This window comes from Colwellia sp. E150_009 (assembly GCF_053543955.1).
The window spans coordinates 1-16,200 of sequence record NZ_JBHFOM010000044.1 but is presented as its reverse complement, the minus strand read 5'-3'; the positions used below and the strand labels follow the sequence as shown (position 1 = coordinate 16,200).

At 34.9% G+C, this 16,200-nt stretch carries 15 protein-coding genes; 11 read left to right on the top strand and 4 right to left on the bottom strand.

Annotation, left to right across the window (positions count from 1 at the left end; all coding sequences use genetic code 11):
* Positions 1-16 precede the first annotated feature (16 nt).
* From ACE1OF_RS16130 to ACE1OF_RS16100, 7 genes are all read left to right on the top strand, one after another.
* Entirely contained in the window at positions 17-1,762 is a 1,746-nt protein-coding gene (locus tag ACE1OF_RS16130) for an ATP-binding protein (RefSeq protein WP_448895675.1), read from the top strand.
* Between the two features lie 173 nt (positions 1,763-1,935).
* Entirely contained in the window at positions 1,936-2,859 is a 924-nt protein-coding gene (gene rdgC / locus ACE1OF_RS16125; RefSeq protein WP_448895674.1) for a recombination-associated protein RdgC, read from the top strand.
* 41 nt (positions 2,860-2,900) lie between these two features.
* Positions 2,901-4,079, top strand: coding sequence for a phosphoglycerate kinase (locus ACE1OF_RS16120; protein ID WP_448895673.1), 1,179 nt, complete (start codon positions 2,901-2,903; stop codon positions 4,077-4,079).
* A gap of 186 nt (positions 4,080-4,265) precedes the next feature.
* On the top strand, positions 4,266-5,165 hold the full coding sequence (locus tag ACE1OF_RS16115) for a fructose bisphosphate aldolase (protein ID WP_448895672.1): 900 nt from the start codon (positions 4,266-4,268) through the stop codon (positions 5,163-5,165).
* A gap of 274 nt (positions 5,166-5,439) precedes the next feature.
* On the top strand, positions 5,440-6,504 hold the full coding sequence (fba, locus tag ACE1OF_RS16110; protein ID WP_448895671.1) for a class II fructose-bisphosphate aldolase: 1,065 nt from the start codon (positions 5,440-5,442) through the stop codon (positions 6,502-6,504).
* 228 nt (positions 6,505-6,732) lie between these two features.
* Entirely contained in the window at positions 6,733-7,617 is an 885-nt protein-coding gene (locus ACE1OF_RS16105) for a DUF481 domain-containing protein (RefSeq protein ID WP_448895670.1), read from the top strand.
* Positions 7,618-7,744: 127 nt separating this feature from the next.
* Positions 7,745-8,527, top strand: coding sequence for a DUF481 domain-containing protein (locus ACE1OF_RS16100; protein WP_448895669.1), 783 nt, complete (start codon positions 7,745-7,747; stop codon positions 8,525-8,527).
* 469 nt (positions 8,528-8,996) lie between these two features.
* Here ACE1OF_RS16100 and ACE1OF_RS16095 read toward each other — a convergent pair whose 3' ends face one another.
* Positions 8,997-10,025: an ABC transporter permease gene (locus tag ACE1OF_RS16095; RefSeq protein WP_448895668.1), complete on the bottom strand. Its 1,029-nt coding sequence runs from the start codon at positions 10,023-10,025 to the stop codon at positions 8,997-8,999.
* 8 nt (positions 10,026-10,033) lie between these two features.
* Positions 10,034-10,921, bottom strand: a complete 888-nt coding sequence (locus ACE1OF_RS16090) for an ABC transporter ATP-binding protein (RefSeq protein WP_448895667.1) — start codon at positions 10,919-10,921, stop codon at positions 10,034-10,036.
* A gap of 157 nt (positions 10,922-11,078) precedes the next feature.
* Between ACE1OF_RS16090 and ACE1OF_RS16085 the strand changes: the two genes are divergently transcribed.
* Together ACE1OF_RS16085 and ACE1OF_RS16080 are read left to right on the top strand one after the other, a co-directional pair.
* Positions 11,079-11,291 carry a hypothetical protein gene (locus tag ACE1OF_RS16085; RefSeq protein ID WP_448895666.1) on the top strand — a complete coding sequence of 71 codons (213 nt, stop codon included), beginning with the start codon at positions 11,079-11,081 and terminating at the stop codon, positions 11,289-11,291.
* Complete coding sequence (locus tag ACE1OF_RS16080) at positions 11,282-11,497, top strand: hypothetical protein (protein ID WP_448895665.1); 216 nt, start codon at positions 11,282-11,284, stop codon at positions 11,495-11,497. The genes ACE1OF_RS16085 and ACE1OF_RS16080 overlap by 10 nt, the downstream gene beginning before the upstream one ends.
* On the opposite strand, the gene ACE1OF_RS16075 is transcribed toward ACE1OF_RS16080, so the two are convergent.
* Positions 11,494-13,647, bottom strand: a complete 2,154-nt coding sequence (locus ACE1OF_RS16075) for a GNAT family N-acetyltransferase (RefSeq protein ID WP_448895664.1) — start codon at positions 13,645-13,647, stop codon at positions 11,494-11,496. The genes ACE1OF_RS16080 and ACE1OF_RS16075 overlap by 4 nt on opposite strands.
* A 162-nt stretch (positions 13,648-13,809) precedes the next feature.
* On the opposite strand from ACE1OF_RS16075, the gene ACE1OF_RS16070 reads away from it, so the two are divergent.
* On the top strand, positions 13,810-14,013 hold the full coding sequence (locus ACE1OF_RS16070) for a PA3496 family putative envelope integrity protein (RefSeq protein WP_448895663.1): 204 nt from the start codon (positions 13,810-13,812) through the stop codon (positions 14,011-14,013).
* 166 nt (positions 14,014-14,179) lie between these two features.
* Positions 14,180-14,833, top strand: a complete 654-nt coding sequence (pdxH, locus tag ACE1OF_RS16065; RefSeq protein ID WP_448895662.1) for a pyridoxamine 5'-phosphate oxidase — start codon at positions 14,180-14,182, stop codon at positions 14,831-14,833.
* A 115-nt stretch (positions 14,834-14,948) separates the two neighbouring features.
* On the opposite strand, the gene ACE1OF_RS16060 is transcribed toward pdxH, so the two are convergent.
* On the bottom strand, positions 14,949-15,785 hold the full coding sequence (locus tag ACE1OF_RS16060; protein ID WP_448895661.1) for a M48 family metallopeptidase: 837 nt from the start codon (positions 15,783-15,785) through the stop codon (positions 14,949-14,951).
* Positions 15,786-16,200: the final 415 nt, after the last annotated feature.

The window sequence follows — 16,200 nt, the reverse complement described above, 5'->3', positions numbered from 1 at the left end:
TAACGAATTTAATCATATGAAAGTAAAAAGCATTTCACGAAAACTACTGACTAGAGTACTTTCATTTTATTTTATTTTAACGGTGGGCGTTACTGGCATTCAAATTATCGCCGAATATTTTAATACAAAAAACCATATCAACAGTGAGCTGCTCACCTTAGAAAAAACTATTAGCGGTAGTTTAACACGCGCAGTATGGGAGCTTAACACTCAACAAGCTATTGATATTTCAGAAGGTCTTGTAGCAATACCGATGATCAAAGGCATTACAGTGACAGACGAAGCAAATAATATCATCACGCAACTAGGAAAAGTAATTTCTCCTGAAAAACTGAAAATAAGTACTAAAAATCTGAACGAAGAATTAAAAGGTATTAGTTCTATATCAGGAGATTTATTTGGCCACTCCTTCCCTCTCATCTTTGAATTCTCTGGTAGAACAACATCTGTTGGTCGAGTCACCTTATTATCAAGCAATGAAGTAATCTTTAGTCGAATTAAAGTAGGCATCTATTTTCTTATTGGTAATGCTATTGTTAAAACAGCTTTTTTAGTTTTTTTGTTTTCTTTGGCTTTTAATAAGTTACTCACAACACCACTGAATGAATTGACCCAACAAATTAGACAAATTGATTTAGATGATCCCGAAGCCTCAAAAATTCACTGCATGAATTATGAAAAAAATGAGCTCAATATCCTTGAAGATGCCTATAACAATTTAATTAATGAATTAATTGAATTCAAAGAAAAATTAGCTATATCGCTAATAGAAACCGATAGAGCTAAAGAACAAATTGACGAGCACAATCTATTGCTAGAACAAGAAGTAGCCAGAAAAACATCCTCGTTGAGCAGCACTATGCTGAAAATGGAAGTTCAACAAAAAGAACTTCAAGAGCAAAAGAAAAATTTACAAGAAGAAAATATTCGCCGCAGTAAAACAGAAAAAACACTGATAACAACCAATAAAGATTTAATTCATTCTATAACTGAATTAAATAAAGCCAAAGAGCGACTTTTAGAAGCAGAGAAAATGGCATCACTCGGTGCACTTTCCGCCGAAGTATCACATGAGTTGGCCACTCCTGTAGGTATTAGTATCACCTCATCAACCTATTTATTAGAGCAAATAACACATTTACAAGAAACGCTATCACAAAACAAATTATCTAAAAAATCAATTGAAACTTTTATTGAAAATGCCAACAAAAGCACCGTGTTACTAATAAATAACCTTCAAAGAACATCGGAATTACTTACCAGTTTCAAACAAATTGCTGTGGATCAAACGAGTGATAAAATTCGTATCATCAGTATTTCAAAGTACTTAAACGAAATAATACATTCAATACATCCCAAATTACGTAAAACCAACCACATAATTAACGTGCATTGTGATGAAAACATTGAAATTTATAGCCACCCAGGAGCTATAGCCCAAATTATTATCAACTTAATTGTTAACTCCATTATTCATGGTTTTGAACACATCGATAACGGAAAAATAACTATTGATGTAGCCTTTCATCACAACTGGCTAATTATTGACTATGCCGATAATGGTCAAGGAATTTCTGAAGAAGCCCGTAAGCAATTATTTGATGCGTTTTATACAACAAAATCAAATAAGGGGGGCACAGGTTTAGGCACGCATATTATCAAAAACCTTGTTATAGACACGTTAAATGGCACTATTACCGCGCACAGCGAGCTAGGTAAAGGATTAAATTATCATATTGAATTACCTGATATGCGATCCTAAAATAATCTTGTGTAAGCATATATAGATTAAAGTGATCGTTTTAATACTATTTAAAAATTAAGTTTTAATGAATGCTAATGATCACCTTGTTTTTTTAAGGTAATATAGCCTTTTTGAAAGTAAGCCTCACTGTGCTTATTAACTATGTGAGTATTCACGCTAGGATCCTGTTTATGTGGTTTAAAAACCTATACTTTTTTGCTTTTACTCGACCATTCGAACATTCAGAGGAAGATTTAGAAAAGCACCTCAACGAGCATCTGTTCACCCCCTGTGGCTCTACAGAGCTAGCACATTTTGGCTGGGTAAATGCTTTAGGAAAACATGGGCACAGTAGTGTTCATAGTGCAAATGGCAACTTTTTAATTTGTGCAAGAAAAGAAGAAAAAATATTACCCGCACCTGTTATCAAAGATATGATAGAAGAAAAAGTGAACTTGCTTGAACAAGAGCAAGGTCGCGGTGCAACAAAAAAAGAAAAAGAACAATTTAAAGAAGATATTATTTTTGAACTACTACCTCGTGCTTTTTCTCGTATTTCAGATACACATGCCTATATCAGCCCTAAAGATAACATTATTGTAATAAATGCCAGTGCACGTGGTAAAGCTGAAGATCTGCTTGCATTGCTTCGCAAAGTATTAGGCACATTACCTGTAACGAGCTTAGAGCCCGACGTACAGGCAGATGAAATCATGACCGATTGGTTGGTTAAAAAAGATTTAGGAGCCAAGTTTCAATTGGGTATGGAGGCAGAGTTTAACGCAGTAGGCGATGATGGCGCCGTGATCCGCGTTAAGAATCAAGACCTAGAAAGCGATGAAATTAAATCTCATTTAGATGCTGACAAATATATGGTAAAAGTTGCATTAGAATGGGATGAATCATTATCTTTCATGCTCTGTGATGATTTATCTATCAAACGCATTAAGTTCTTTGATGTTATTCAAGAGCAAAATGACGATATAAACAGTGACGATATTGTTGCAAAACTAGATGCCGATTTTGCATTAATGGCAGGTGAGTTAAATCGGTTTATTCACGATTTACTTAACGAGTTCTCACTAAAAACAACTGACTTATTAGAAAACGACTAACTCGTTTAAGTCACTAAATTTATTATTTATTTGGAGTAAAAATGACCATTATTAAAATGTCTGATTTAGCACTAGCAGATAAACGAGTTTTAATTCGTGAAGATTTAAATGTACCTATTCAAGAAGGTAAAATCACCTCAGACGCTAGATTGCAAGCGGCATTACCTACAATAAAACAAGCACTAGAAGCTGGTGCTAAAGTGATGATAATGTCACACCTTGGTCGCCCAACTGAAGGTGAATATTGTGAAGAATATTCGCTTAAACCTGTTGCTGACTATTTAGCAGGCGCCCTTAATTACCCCGTTCGTTTAGTGAAAGACTATTTAACAGGTGTTGACATGGCAGCTGGTGAGCTAGTTGTTTTTGAAAATGTTCGTTTTAATCAAGGCGAAAAGAAAGATGATGACGTGTTAGCCAAGCAACTTGCAAATCTTTGTGATGTGTTTGTAATGGACGCTTTCGGTACCGCTCATCGCGCACAAGCAAGCACTCATGGCGTTGCCAAATTCGCACCTACAGCATGTGCAGGTCCACTACTGGTAAGCGAGCTAGAAGCATTAGGTAAAGCATTAGACAACCCTGCTCGCCCATTAGTTGCAATCGTTGGTGGTTCAAAAGTGTCTACTAAATTAACCGTGTTAGATTCATTATCCAAAATCGCCGACACCATCGTTGTAGGCGGCGGAATTTCAAATACTTTTGTTGCAGCTGCCGGGAATGAAGTAGGCAAGTCATTATATGAAAAAGATTTAATTCCAGAAGCACAACGTTTATGTAAACAAACACACGTTATCTTTGCTGACGATGTAACAGTTACCCTTGATGCATTCAGTGACTGGAAACATAATTCTACGACACAAATAAAAACCTCGTCAGAAGTAAGCGAAGAAGACAACATAATTGATTATGGTCCAAAAACAGCAGCAAAAGTGGCAGATATAATCAAAACAGCAGGCACTATTTTATGGAATGGCCCTGTGGGTGTTTTTGAAATGGATGCTTTCGCTAAAGGCACTGAAGTCATTTCAAACGCTATTGCTGACAGTGACGCTTTTTCAATAGCAGGTGGTGGTGATACCTTAGCTGCTGTTGATAAATATAACATAAAAGATAAAGTATCTTATATCTCTACTGGTGGCGGTGCCTTTTTGGAGTTTTTGGAAGGTAAAAAATTACCCGCAGTTGCCATACTAGAACAAAGAGCGAAAGCACAGTAATCAAGGCCAAATGAAACGTTTCAAGTGAGTACAAATACGCAACTGCCCAATGTATTGTGCTTGAAACTCTGACACTAAAGCTTCTTTAACCTAACGTTAACTCTTTAGTTTATAGAATTAAAATAAAATGCGCCGCTAAATTAACCAAACATATAAATAAACAAGCTTAAACCTAAGGAGAACCACATGTCTTCAAACTCAATAGCATCAATGCTTAAAAAAGTGATGACGGAACAAGGATTTATTGCAGCACTTGATCAAAGTGGTGGCAGTACACCAAAAGCACTAGCATTATATGGCATAGAAAATACTGAATTTTCAAATGATGAACAAATGTATGATTTGGTACATCAAATGCGTGCGCGTATTGTAACTAATCCTATATTCACAGGTGAACGCGTGCTTGGCGCTATATTATTTGAAAATACCTTGGATAGAGAATTTTTAGGTAAACCAGCTGCACAATACCTTTGGCAAGAAAAACGCATAGTACCCTTTCTTAAAGTAGATAAGGGACTTTGTGATGAAAAAAACGACGTGCAATTAATGAAAGAAATACCAGCGTTAGATTCACTCCTTGATAAAGCGGTTGATCAAGACGTGTTTGGTACAAAAATGCGTTCTGTTATCAAATTAGCCAACGCTAAAGGAATAGATGATATTGTTACGCAACAATTCACTGTTGCAAAACAGATATTGGCCAAAGGATTAACACCAATAATTGAGCCTGAGATTGATATTAACAGTCCTGAGAAATCTGCTGCAGAAGCGTTACTTAAATCAGCTTTGTTAAAAGCACTAAACAACTTAACCAATGATCAAAAAGTCATGTTAAAACTGACTTTACCTGAGGCAGATAATTATTATGCTGAATGTATTAATCATAAAAATGTTATTAAAGTAGTCGCATTATCAGGCGGTTATACTAGAGAACAAGCCAATAAAAAGGTTGCTGCTAACCACAATATGATAGCTAGTTTTTCTCGTGCATTAACACAAGGGTTAAGCGCTAAACAATCCGATGCAGAATTCACAAACATGTTAGATATGGCTATTGAAAGTATTTTTAACGCATCAAAGACTTAGTTTAAGTTAACGCTTGTTTTTCTCACTCTAACCACACTTATTAGTGTGGTTAACTTTCCAACATTTACATCAATATATCGTTAAAATCGTCTTTTTTTAACCTTTTTTGAATAGTTTTAATGTAATTTTAATACAAAACAATAACATTTAACATCAAACTAGCAAAACCGTAACTTTTACTGCCTGAACGACTTAAACCCTGTTATAATTTCCGCATTAACTTAAGATTTATACCTCCCCAACAAAAATTAACTGGCGAATTTAGGAGTACCCAATGGCTTTAATTTCGATGCGTCAAATGCTAGACCATGCAGCAGAGTTCGACTATGGCATCCCTGCGTTTAATGTAAATAATTTAGAGCAAGTGCGCGCAATTATGATTGCCGCAGACAAAACTGACAGTCCTGTTATTCTTCAAGGCTCTGCTGGCGCTCGTAAATATGCTGGTGCACCTTTTTTACGGCATTTAATTTTAGCCGCCATTGAAGAGTTTCCTCATATTCCAGTGGTAATGCACCAAGACCACGGTACATCACCCAGTGTATGCCAACGTTCAATTCAATTAGGCTTCTCATCAGTAATGATGGATGGCTCATTAATGGATGATGGTAAAACACCTAGTAGCTATGAGTATAATGTAGATGTAACGCGCAGAACTGTTGAAATGGCACATGCTTGTGGTGTATCTGTTGAAGGGGAGTTAGGTTGTTTAGGCTCATTAGAAACAGGTGAAGCAGGTGAAGAAGACGGTATTGGTGCAGTGGGTAAATTATCTGTAGAGCAAATGTTAACTGATCCAGAAGAAGCTGCTGATTTTGTTAAAAAAACTCAAGTAGATGCTTTGGCAATAGCCTGCGGTACCTCGCACGGCGCTTATAAATTTACTCGTCCACCTACAGATGACATTCTAGCTATTGACCGCATCAAAGCTATTCATGCTCGCATTCCTAATACCCATTTAGTTATGCATGGTTCATCATCTGTTCCACAAGAATGGCTAGCTATTATTAATGAGTATGGCGGTAATATTCCTGAAACTTATGGTGTTCCAGTTGCACAAATTCAAGAAGGTATTAAAAATGGCGTACGTAAAGTCAATATTGATACCGATCTACGATTAGCATCAACAGGCGCAACAAGACGCTTTTTAGCACAAAATCCAAGTGAGTTTGATCCTCGTAAATTTTTAAGTGAAACAACCAAAGCAATGTCTGATATTTGTGTTGCTCGCTATGAAGCGTTCAATACAGCGGGTAATGCTAGTAAAATAAAGCCGATAAGCCTTGATACCATGTTTGACCTCTATCAAGCAGGTAAACTAAATGCATTAATTAAATAAATACAGATGTTACTTAATAAAATAAAGGGCCTATGGCCCTTTTTTCTTTAATATTCTAAACTTACTTTAAAATACTAAAAAATTCTTTATAATAGCTATTTTTAAAGTTGATATATAGCTCTAGTGTTTTTCTCCTTTAGTACGCTTACGTATAAATCTACTTTTCTTTTGCTCTAAACTCTTTAAACCCTTAACACAAAACTATAGTGTCCAGAAATTGAGACTAAAATGATTCGCTCATCTATTATTATCCCTTTATTCCTTTTATCTATTAATGTTTGTGCGCAAGATAAGTATGAGCAACCTGCTAACCCAAAAACGGTAAACAGTGAAAAGCCACAAGTGGCAAACGCAACAGCGGCTGATATTATATTAAGCCTAGAAAGTACACCTAAAACTTCGAAAATTAGCACACCACCAATGATGTCAGGTTCTGCTGAGCTAGGTTTTCTTTATAAAACGGGGAATACTAACAGCGGAGACATAAAAACCAGTCTCGATTTTCGTTTTGAAAAGCATTCGTGGTTAAGTTTATTAAATATCGATTTACTGCTTAAAAAAGCAGATATTACTGATGAAGACGGTAATACTCATTTTAAAAAAACAGATCAAAAGTGGACATTATCCTCTCAAACGAACTATAATCTAGACAATAAAGAAAAAAATTATATTTATGGTAATGCTTGGTTTGAGGAAAATGAATTCAGTGGTTTTAAAAACCAAGCTTCACTTTCTACTGGCTGGGGACGTCATTGGTATAAAACTAATAGGGCATCACTTTGGGGTGATGTTGGACCAGGTTATAAACGAGATTTAATTAAAGAAACAGAAACAAAACCTTATAGAAAAGCTGACACCTGGATGCTGCAAATGCAAGCATTATACATTAGAAAACTAGGTGAACATATTGAGTTGAAACAATACCTTAGTGCTAAGCAAGCTCTTGATACCAATGAAAATAGCATTTATAAGGCTGTTTCAACAATCACCACAAAGCTCATTTCCACACTGCAGCTCAAATTCAATTTTACTTTAGACTACAACAGCAAAGTTGATGTAGACAAAGAGAAACTAGATACTCAAACAGCAGTAACCATAGTATATAGCTTTTAAGCCTGTATCTGTTTTAGCAAACAGTTTATTATTAAATATAATATCAGTTATAATGCTCGCCTATTGTATCACTTAATATTTATAACATAAATTTATACCTACATGACTAACAATGAAAAGGAAAATCATGAATCCTAAATTAATCATTCCAACCTTATGTGTACTACCATTAATATCACATACAGTAACGGCAGAAGAAGCTGCGAAAGCAAAACCTACCTATACGGCCTCTGCCGAATTAGGTTTTCTTTATAAAACGGGAAACACTAAAAGTGCTGACGTTAAAGCAGGCTTTAACTTAAAACATCAAAAAGATAAATGGCGCTCAGATGTTTCTTTTAACATTTTAGCGAAAAAGTTGGAAAAAAAAGATGATGATGGCAATGACGAATTTGAAACCACTGATAATAAATGGGATGTACTCGCTCAAACTAACTACACTATAGGCGAAGAAAAGAAAAATTACCTTTATGCTAACCTAGCCCATGAGCAAGATAAGTTTGGTGGTTTTGAATCGCAAAGTTCATTCTCAGCTGGTTGGGGTCGCAACTGGCATGAAACTGAAAACTCATCATTTTTTGCTGATATAGGCCCTGGTGTTACTCACGATGTAACACGTGCAACAGAGACTAGAGCTTCAGAAAGCAGTTCTAATTTAATCATACAAGCACAAGCTGTTTATACGCACAAATTCAATGAGCATGTTCAATTCAAACAATATTTTGTTGCAAAGCAAGCGACTGAATCAGGTGAAAATAGTATTTATAAATCTGAAACTTCTGTTACTGCTCAGTTAATTGACGCATTACAATTAAAATTTGCGCTACGAATTAATTATGATACTGAAGTTGAGCCTGAGTATGAAAATACCAACACAGAAACCTCAATGACGTTAATATACAACTTCTAGTTTAGACTTTTAGCGAAGGTTCAATTTATATAAAATGACCTTAACACAGCACTAAACATGGTAATAAATCAAACTTATTTAATTATCATGTTTAGTGTTATTCTGCTCAATAATATAGCAATCCTCTATTTTTTTTAGCCTTTTTATATGCTTTATATGCGCTCTACATACAGCATAAATGAAAATACTTATAATAATGATTATAAGTATTACTACAGAGTACGTATCCTCTCTAAAAAAACTATTTAGCCATTCCATGGATAAATTCCTATTATTGTTGCTTATAAGTCGTGAATGTTGAATTCACGTCGCTAACTATTGTTACTTATTGTTAATTCTAAAAAGTTCAACTCAGTAAAAACCTAAAATTATAGCATACATAGTGAGCCAAACATGATGTGCATTATTATATACATAAATGAGTATAAGTACATAGTGCACTAATTGTAGAGCTTATAAATTAGATGAGTTATCGGTCAGTATTCCAACTAAAGAAGTAAGCACCTAATGATAAAAATACCACACTCATTACGAGTAAACTTATCACATGATAACTAATGTCACCTAGCGTAGCCCCTTCTATAATAATCTCTCGCGCTCCTGCAACCAAATGCGTTAATGGTAAAAAATCGGCAAACGTTTTTAATGCCCCTGGCGCACCTTCAAGGCTGAACCAAACCCCTGAAAGCATCATCATTGGCCAAGAAGTTAAGTTTAGCAAACCACCAATAAGTTCTTCGCTTTTGCTTCTACTTGCCACTAACAAACCTAAACTAATCAAACAAAAAGCACCTAACATACCAATAACTATTAAATCAAAGTAACTGCCAAGCATAAAAAAATCAAAGAGTATATTACAGCCAAAGTACACAACTGATGACAAAAACATCACTATAAATAGCCGAGATAATAATTGAGCAGAAACAAACTCAAATGCTGATAAAGGTGTTGCCTTTAAACGCTTTAGCACCGAATTTTTCCGATAACGAACAATAACGTAGCCAACACCAAATAGGCAACTAAACATCATATTCATGCCTAAAATTCCCGGTAAAACCCAATCAACATAACGTATTTTTCTGCCTGATGTTTCCAAACGCGTGAAGTTTTCAAGTTGCCTACTGAATACCTTTTCCACTAAATAACTTTTAGAAGATTCATTATTAACCCAGTACTCTTTGTTAGTTGGGGCTATCACTAAATCAATAGTATGTCTGCTCAATTTATTCTTAGCTACCGTTTCTTTTTCATAATAAATAAAATCAATAAAACGGGTGCTTTCAAAATGATTTTTGTCATCAGCTGGTTGCTGTATATTATTAGCAGAATCATTAATAATGCCTACTTTATATGCCGACCTACCGTCACCAGAAAATATAAATGAAAAACCAATAAGTAAAAGCACTGGAAAAAATAAATTCCAACCTAAAGAAGATTTATCACGAAAAAACTCTATATTGCGCGCCTTAAACACGGCAAAGAAACGTTTAATATTCATATATTTAATTATTCTCTTAACGAGTGCCCTGTTAAATGTAAAAACAAGTCATCTAAATTGGCTGATTTCACATGTAAACCTTCTAATGAAACCTTATTTTCCATTAACATCGCTAGTGTTTTCTCAACATTATTTGTGGTAATTTCTACTCTATTTGACAATACTTGCCATTGATTTTCCTCAACTAGTTTAGAGGGAACTTGTTGTACTGGTAAATATATAAAAACATTTTTAAAATGTTTACTCAATAACTCATGTGGAGTGCCCGATTCAATTACTTTCCCTTGATCCATAATAACAATATCATCACAAAGCTGTTCTGCTTCATCCATATAATGTGTTGTGAGAACAATGGTTTTGTTTTGAGCTTTTATATTTTTAATTAATTGCCAAAAATTACGTCTAGCATGAGGATCTAAACCTGTTGTAGGCTCATCTAAAAAGATTATTTCAGGGTTATTAATTAAGGCTAAAGCCAGTAATAACCGTTGTCTTTGTCCACCAGATAATAAACGATTATCTCGATCTAAAAAACTACTCAAATCACAAAGCTCTATCAGCTGCTCTTGCGGCAAAGTTTCTTGATAAAATGAAGCAAATAAATTTAGTGTTTCTTTAACCGTTAAAAAATCTTGTAAAGCAGTATGCTGAAATTGAATACCTATTTGCTGAGATATATTGTGGTCTACTTCTTTATTATTATGTTGATATACCACAGAACCAGAGCTCGCTTTAATGATTCCTTCCATAATCTCAATAGTTGTTGTTTTACCTGCACCATTAGGGCCTAGAAGCCCAAAACAGTGCCCTTGATTAACATTAAAGCTAATATTATTAACCGCAATAACGTCTTTATATTGTTTGATTAACGTATTAACACAAATGGCAATACTCATGTATTAACAATCCTAATAGACCGACTTTCCGACATTGTACTTTACTTAAATAAAAAAACATTACATTTCCACAAATAATAATAATTATCATTTGCATTTATTTGGTTGATGATTTATTTTATACAGAATGAATAAATACTTTTAAGGAGAAAAGTTCATGAAAACTAAAATACCTAGTTCTACTAGAGATACATCAATGGTTCAACTTGAATTACCAAGCACTATTCTTAAACAATTGCTTCAATCTGGCGTGCTTCATGGTGGTGATTGTAAATGTTTAAACGCAACAGCTAAACGTGTACTTTGGCAAATATTATTAGTAACAAGCACAAATAATATCAACCATTCGGAGACATATTTATGTGCCTAAAAGCTTCTTCTGAGTTTTTACAGCTTGAAAATTGGTTAATCATTTTAATTACCACCTATAAAGAAAACCCGTCTTCTGGATTAGCCAAAATTATTAATTACTATTTAGGGCGACTATTGCACCATGATGATATGAACTTTTGTGGTGAAAAACGCTGTGATTATTTAGTAATGAAAAAGTTTTGGCGATGGCAAGCTAAACATTAAGACGTTAACAATTGGCTTATTTTTGAACTTAGCACTGCTTCCAGCTCTTTTTTTCCGGTAAGGCCATACATATTACACACCTCAGTAATAGTATGTTTTTGTATAATACGGCTGATTAAAACTGATAGATTTAATTGTTTCGATACTTTTAAGCTACTCAATTGGTATTTTAACCATAAATGCAAGCTAAATACGCAACTTGAATACTGCCTGTAACCTAGTGAAAATGCCTCAACATTCGCGTGATCACGTACACTTAATGCTGTACATGCTTCTAATGGACAATGTTGTAAAATGAGTTGTACTAATTCCGCCGCTAACCCTTTATATTCTTCTACCAGTAAATAGTCAAAGCTTCGGTAAAATTCTGCATTAATGTCTGTTAGCGCTGTTTGGCCTGAACTTGAAAGTGCTTTTAGCACCAACGCCGATTGCTCACCACTAGCTTTATCTTTACTAAACCCTATACGTGCTATTTGAAAATCATTTTTTAACCAAAACGAGAGTAATACTTGCGTTGCTCCAAAACTTGATGCTATAAAATCTGCTCCTTGATCTACTGAAAATTTTATCATTTTATTTAAAAATTTAGTGCCAATACCTTGCTGCTGTAATTGAGGATGAACAGCAATACGCATCACACGCATATAATAAAAATCAAAAGCCTGTTTGATACCGCACTGGGTTAATAAAGATTGCGGAACAAAATGATTTTTTAAACGTCTTTTCCCATAACTCACCGCACTAATCGTTTGTGCTTCAAGAATATCATCACTCATGCGTCCTTCATTAATCAATAATGCTACAGCAATAACATATTGTTTTTTATTCTCATGAGCTAATAAGCATACAAGTTGCATTTGTTCATTATCTAATAACATTCTTACATCACTTGGCTTAGTTTGATAGTGTGCAGTAACCAACACGGCAATCACTTGCTGCAATAATACTTCATCTTGAGCTAGTTCAGTGGCACTGAAATGTTTAAATGATAATATTGACGAGGGTTGTTGCTTCACATTATCAGGCAATGTTGGCAATTCAGCATTTAACAAACAAGATTCAAACACTAACGCTTCAAGTGGGTCATTAATACGCCAACGAATAGGCTCATTTAAATGCAAGTTTCGCCATTGAGGGTATTTCTGGGCTAAGGTTTTCTGAAATTTTAATGTAAAACCACGCCCTGCCCCTTCATATCCATGAATAGTACTGGAAAACACTAATCGAGAATAATTAACCAACAACGCTTCTAACAAATAAATAGGCATAGCGGCGGCTTCATCTACTAACACCAAGCTAGCCGCCAACTTTACTTTAAGCAATTGATCAATAGGAATAAATTCTACTACCCCGTAATCAACAGTGAACTTATTCCGTTGAAATTTGCCTGCTGGCAAACTAATCGCCAACTGACGAAAAAATACTGATAATGAACTTAGGTCAATCGCCGTAATGACTATTCTTAGCATATTATCTTTTGTAGCTGAATTTAACACATGCCCACACGCAATCGCCAATGCTGATGATTTTCCTCGCCCTCTATCAGCAGTCAAAATAAGTGGTCTATTTCTTTTTCCCTTAAAGACTTTAATTATCGCATCAACGGCTACAACTTGCTCCTGAGTTAAACAGTTATATGGTAACGTCACCTGAGATTTAGCGAGTAGCGAAGGAGTGCGAGTAGCCGTTAAGTTAGGTAGCGTAAACTTACTTTGGTTAATAACAACATGTTGTGAGAAAGCACTTAGTTGCTGAAAAAAACGTTGATAAAAAAGACTTTCTGTTAATTGAGATAAGTCATCAATTAACATAAAAAAAACACCACCAGCCACTAATGTTCCTGATAAGCCTGCAACAGCATCAATAGACAAGTTTTTATCTTGAAAAACAACAAAATGACTTTCACTACCTAATTTGTCTCGAAAACGTTGTTTTGAAATATTAGCTTTTAAATACTCACTTTCCCCATAAACCAACCAAGTTTTTCGATTTACGTTCTCAAGATGACTACCATCAGTATCAATCGATTTTAATAAAGTAGTGCTCCAAACATTTTCACCAACAAGCACAATTAAACGTCGCTCGTTTAATATTTGCGCTTGTTGCTGGTAACGAGTAAACCAAAAATAAAATTCTTCATTTTGCATATCAAAGTTGTTCTAAAAATTAATTCTTTATAGACAATAGTTTATCAAGCTATCAAGCCTACACCAATAAAATAAAATAAAAACAATGTTGAAAATTGTTTGAAAATGTATTATTTCTTCCTTATCTTGATATCGATTAGATAATTTTTTAAGAGTAAGACAATGGTAAATGATGATGACTTTTTAGATGACATTGATGAAGAAGATGAAACGGAAGATCAAGAGGACGATTTAGAGTCGCTAGAATTAACGGGAAAAAATAGTAAGGAGCAAGCACAAAAAAATATACTTGCTCGTAAACGAATAGATGAACTGATGGAGATGAAAAGACTAAAAGAGCTTTTTGACGATGAAAATGACTGGTAATACTCTCTGAGTTATCCCTATTTAGAACGCTCGGTTAACTGAGCGTTCATAAAAACTACATAAAGTGATAGCGAGTAACTTTTATATCATATATCTAATAACTATCACTTTTCTTTAATTAAGATACTGCTAAAATAACATACCTTTTTGTTCCAGCATTAATCTTATGACTTTATTTGAAAAACTGCGATGCCTACTAACTTTTGGTCAAGGTGTTGCATTACCCCTACCCAAAATCCCTAGTCACTCAAATCCATTCCCTTTATTTAAACAATGGTTTGAAGAGGCAAACAAGTCAGGTATATTACTACCAGAGGCTGTATCTGTAAGTAGTTGTAGCATTGACGGGCAACCAAGTTCTCGTATGGTGTTGCTAAAACATTTTGATGAACAAGGTTTTGTATTTTTCACTAACTATGGTAGTCGTAAAAGTCATGAATTATCAGAAAATAACAAGGTCGCTTTACTGTTTCATTGGAATGTACTGCAGAGACAAATACGTATAGAAGGTATTGTTGAAAAAGTAAGTCAGCAAGAGTCCGCTGATTACTTTCATAGTCGAGATCGAGGCAGCCAAATTGGTGCTTGGGCCTCAAAACAAAGCCAAAAGCTATTGCACGACAATGAATTAAAAGATCGTATGGCACAATTTAGTCAACAATACGCCCAAGGCGAAGTACCTCATCCAGATTTTTGGGGTGGGTGGCGAGTAAAACCAACCTATATCGAATTCTGGCAAGGTAGAGCAAACCGATTACACGATAGAGTATGTTTTGAAAAACAAGACAATCAATGGACAAACTTCAAATTACATCCATAACATAAAAACACGCGATGAATACGTGTTGTATATACCCAAACCACCTCAAGATGCTCGCTTCTAATTCCAGCTGAATTCTGCATATTGAGGTGGTTTGGGTATAGGGTAAAAAATATTACTTGCTAGTTTTTACTGGCGGTTTAGGAATCACTTTCGGCTTTACACACTGGGGGGGACTGCCTCTTTGTTTTGTAGTCAAATAATAGGGTTGAGATACAGTCAAGTGATTATTTAGCTGTTTAATACGTGTTTCATTTGAGGGATGTGTAGACATAAATTCAGGTGGCGAAGTTTCGCTCAACTTAGCCATGTTTTGCCATAGTTGAACACTGGCTTGTGGATCAAATCCAGAATGAGCCATTAAATCTTGACCAACAATATCTGCTTCGCTTTCATGAGAACGGCTATAAGGCATAATCAAACCATATTGAACGCCTATGCCTAAGCCCGCAACCCAAAGGCCTTTATTTTCTACTTCGCTAGCGCCTATTGCTAACGCTGCAACGGCCAACCCAACATTTGACAGCTTATCAGCCGATAATCGTTCATTAGAATGATGCTCAAGCACATGGCCTACTTCATGCCCCATAATGGCCGCTAGTTGGTCTTGGTTCTCGGTAACATTTAAAATGCCTGTATAAACCCCTATTTTACCACCTGGTAAAGCAAACGCATTAACTTGTTCAGAATCAAAAACAACCACTTCCCAATCACCTTGATGCGCAGATTCTGGCACATTGCTTGTAATAGCCTTCGCAACACAAAATACAAAATCATTCGTTGCTTTGTCTTTACTAATAGGAATTTCTTTTTTCATCTGTTCAAATGAAGTTATTCCCATATGATTTAGTTCATCATCAGAATAAAGTGACACTTGCTTGCGACCTGTAGAAGAAGTAGAACAAGCAGTTAAAAACAGTAGCACAATGCATATAATAGAAGTGTTTTTCATAATATAGTGAAGAAGCCAAAGGGATAATGAACTTTGTATTATACTTAAGCCATACCAAGACGCAAAAAATAATCAGTTCAACCTAAAAGAAACAAAATAAAAAACTAAGGGTAAACACGTAGAAAAAATACGTATATTTACCGATATTATCTAGACAAAAAATGTAATAGTGTAGAACTTTTAATAAGCTTATTAGTTTTATTTAAAACTTTATAGAATACAATGTGTTTACGAAGAGCTGATGTTCAACGTTTAAATAACCTGAACTCGGTCTAAGAGATAGTTAACAAATTGAAATACCAGTAAAAATTATTTTTGATATATCTCTAGCTTGATAGTTTTTCTTAATTCAAGGCAAATTTCGCGTCAATAGCTGGCCTATTGCAAGTAAATTTAACGCAGAAGTAAGGAAAAA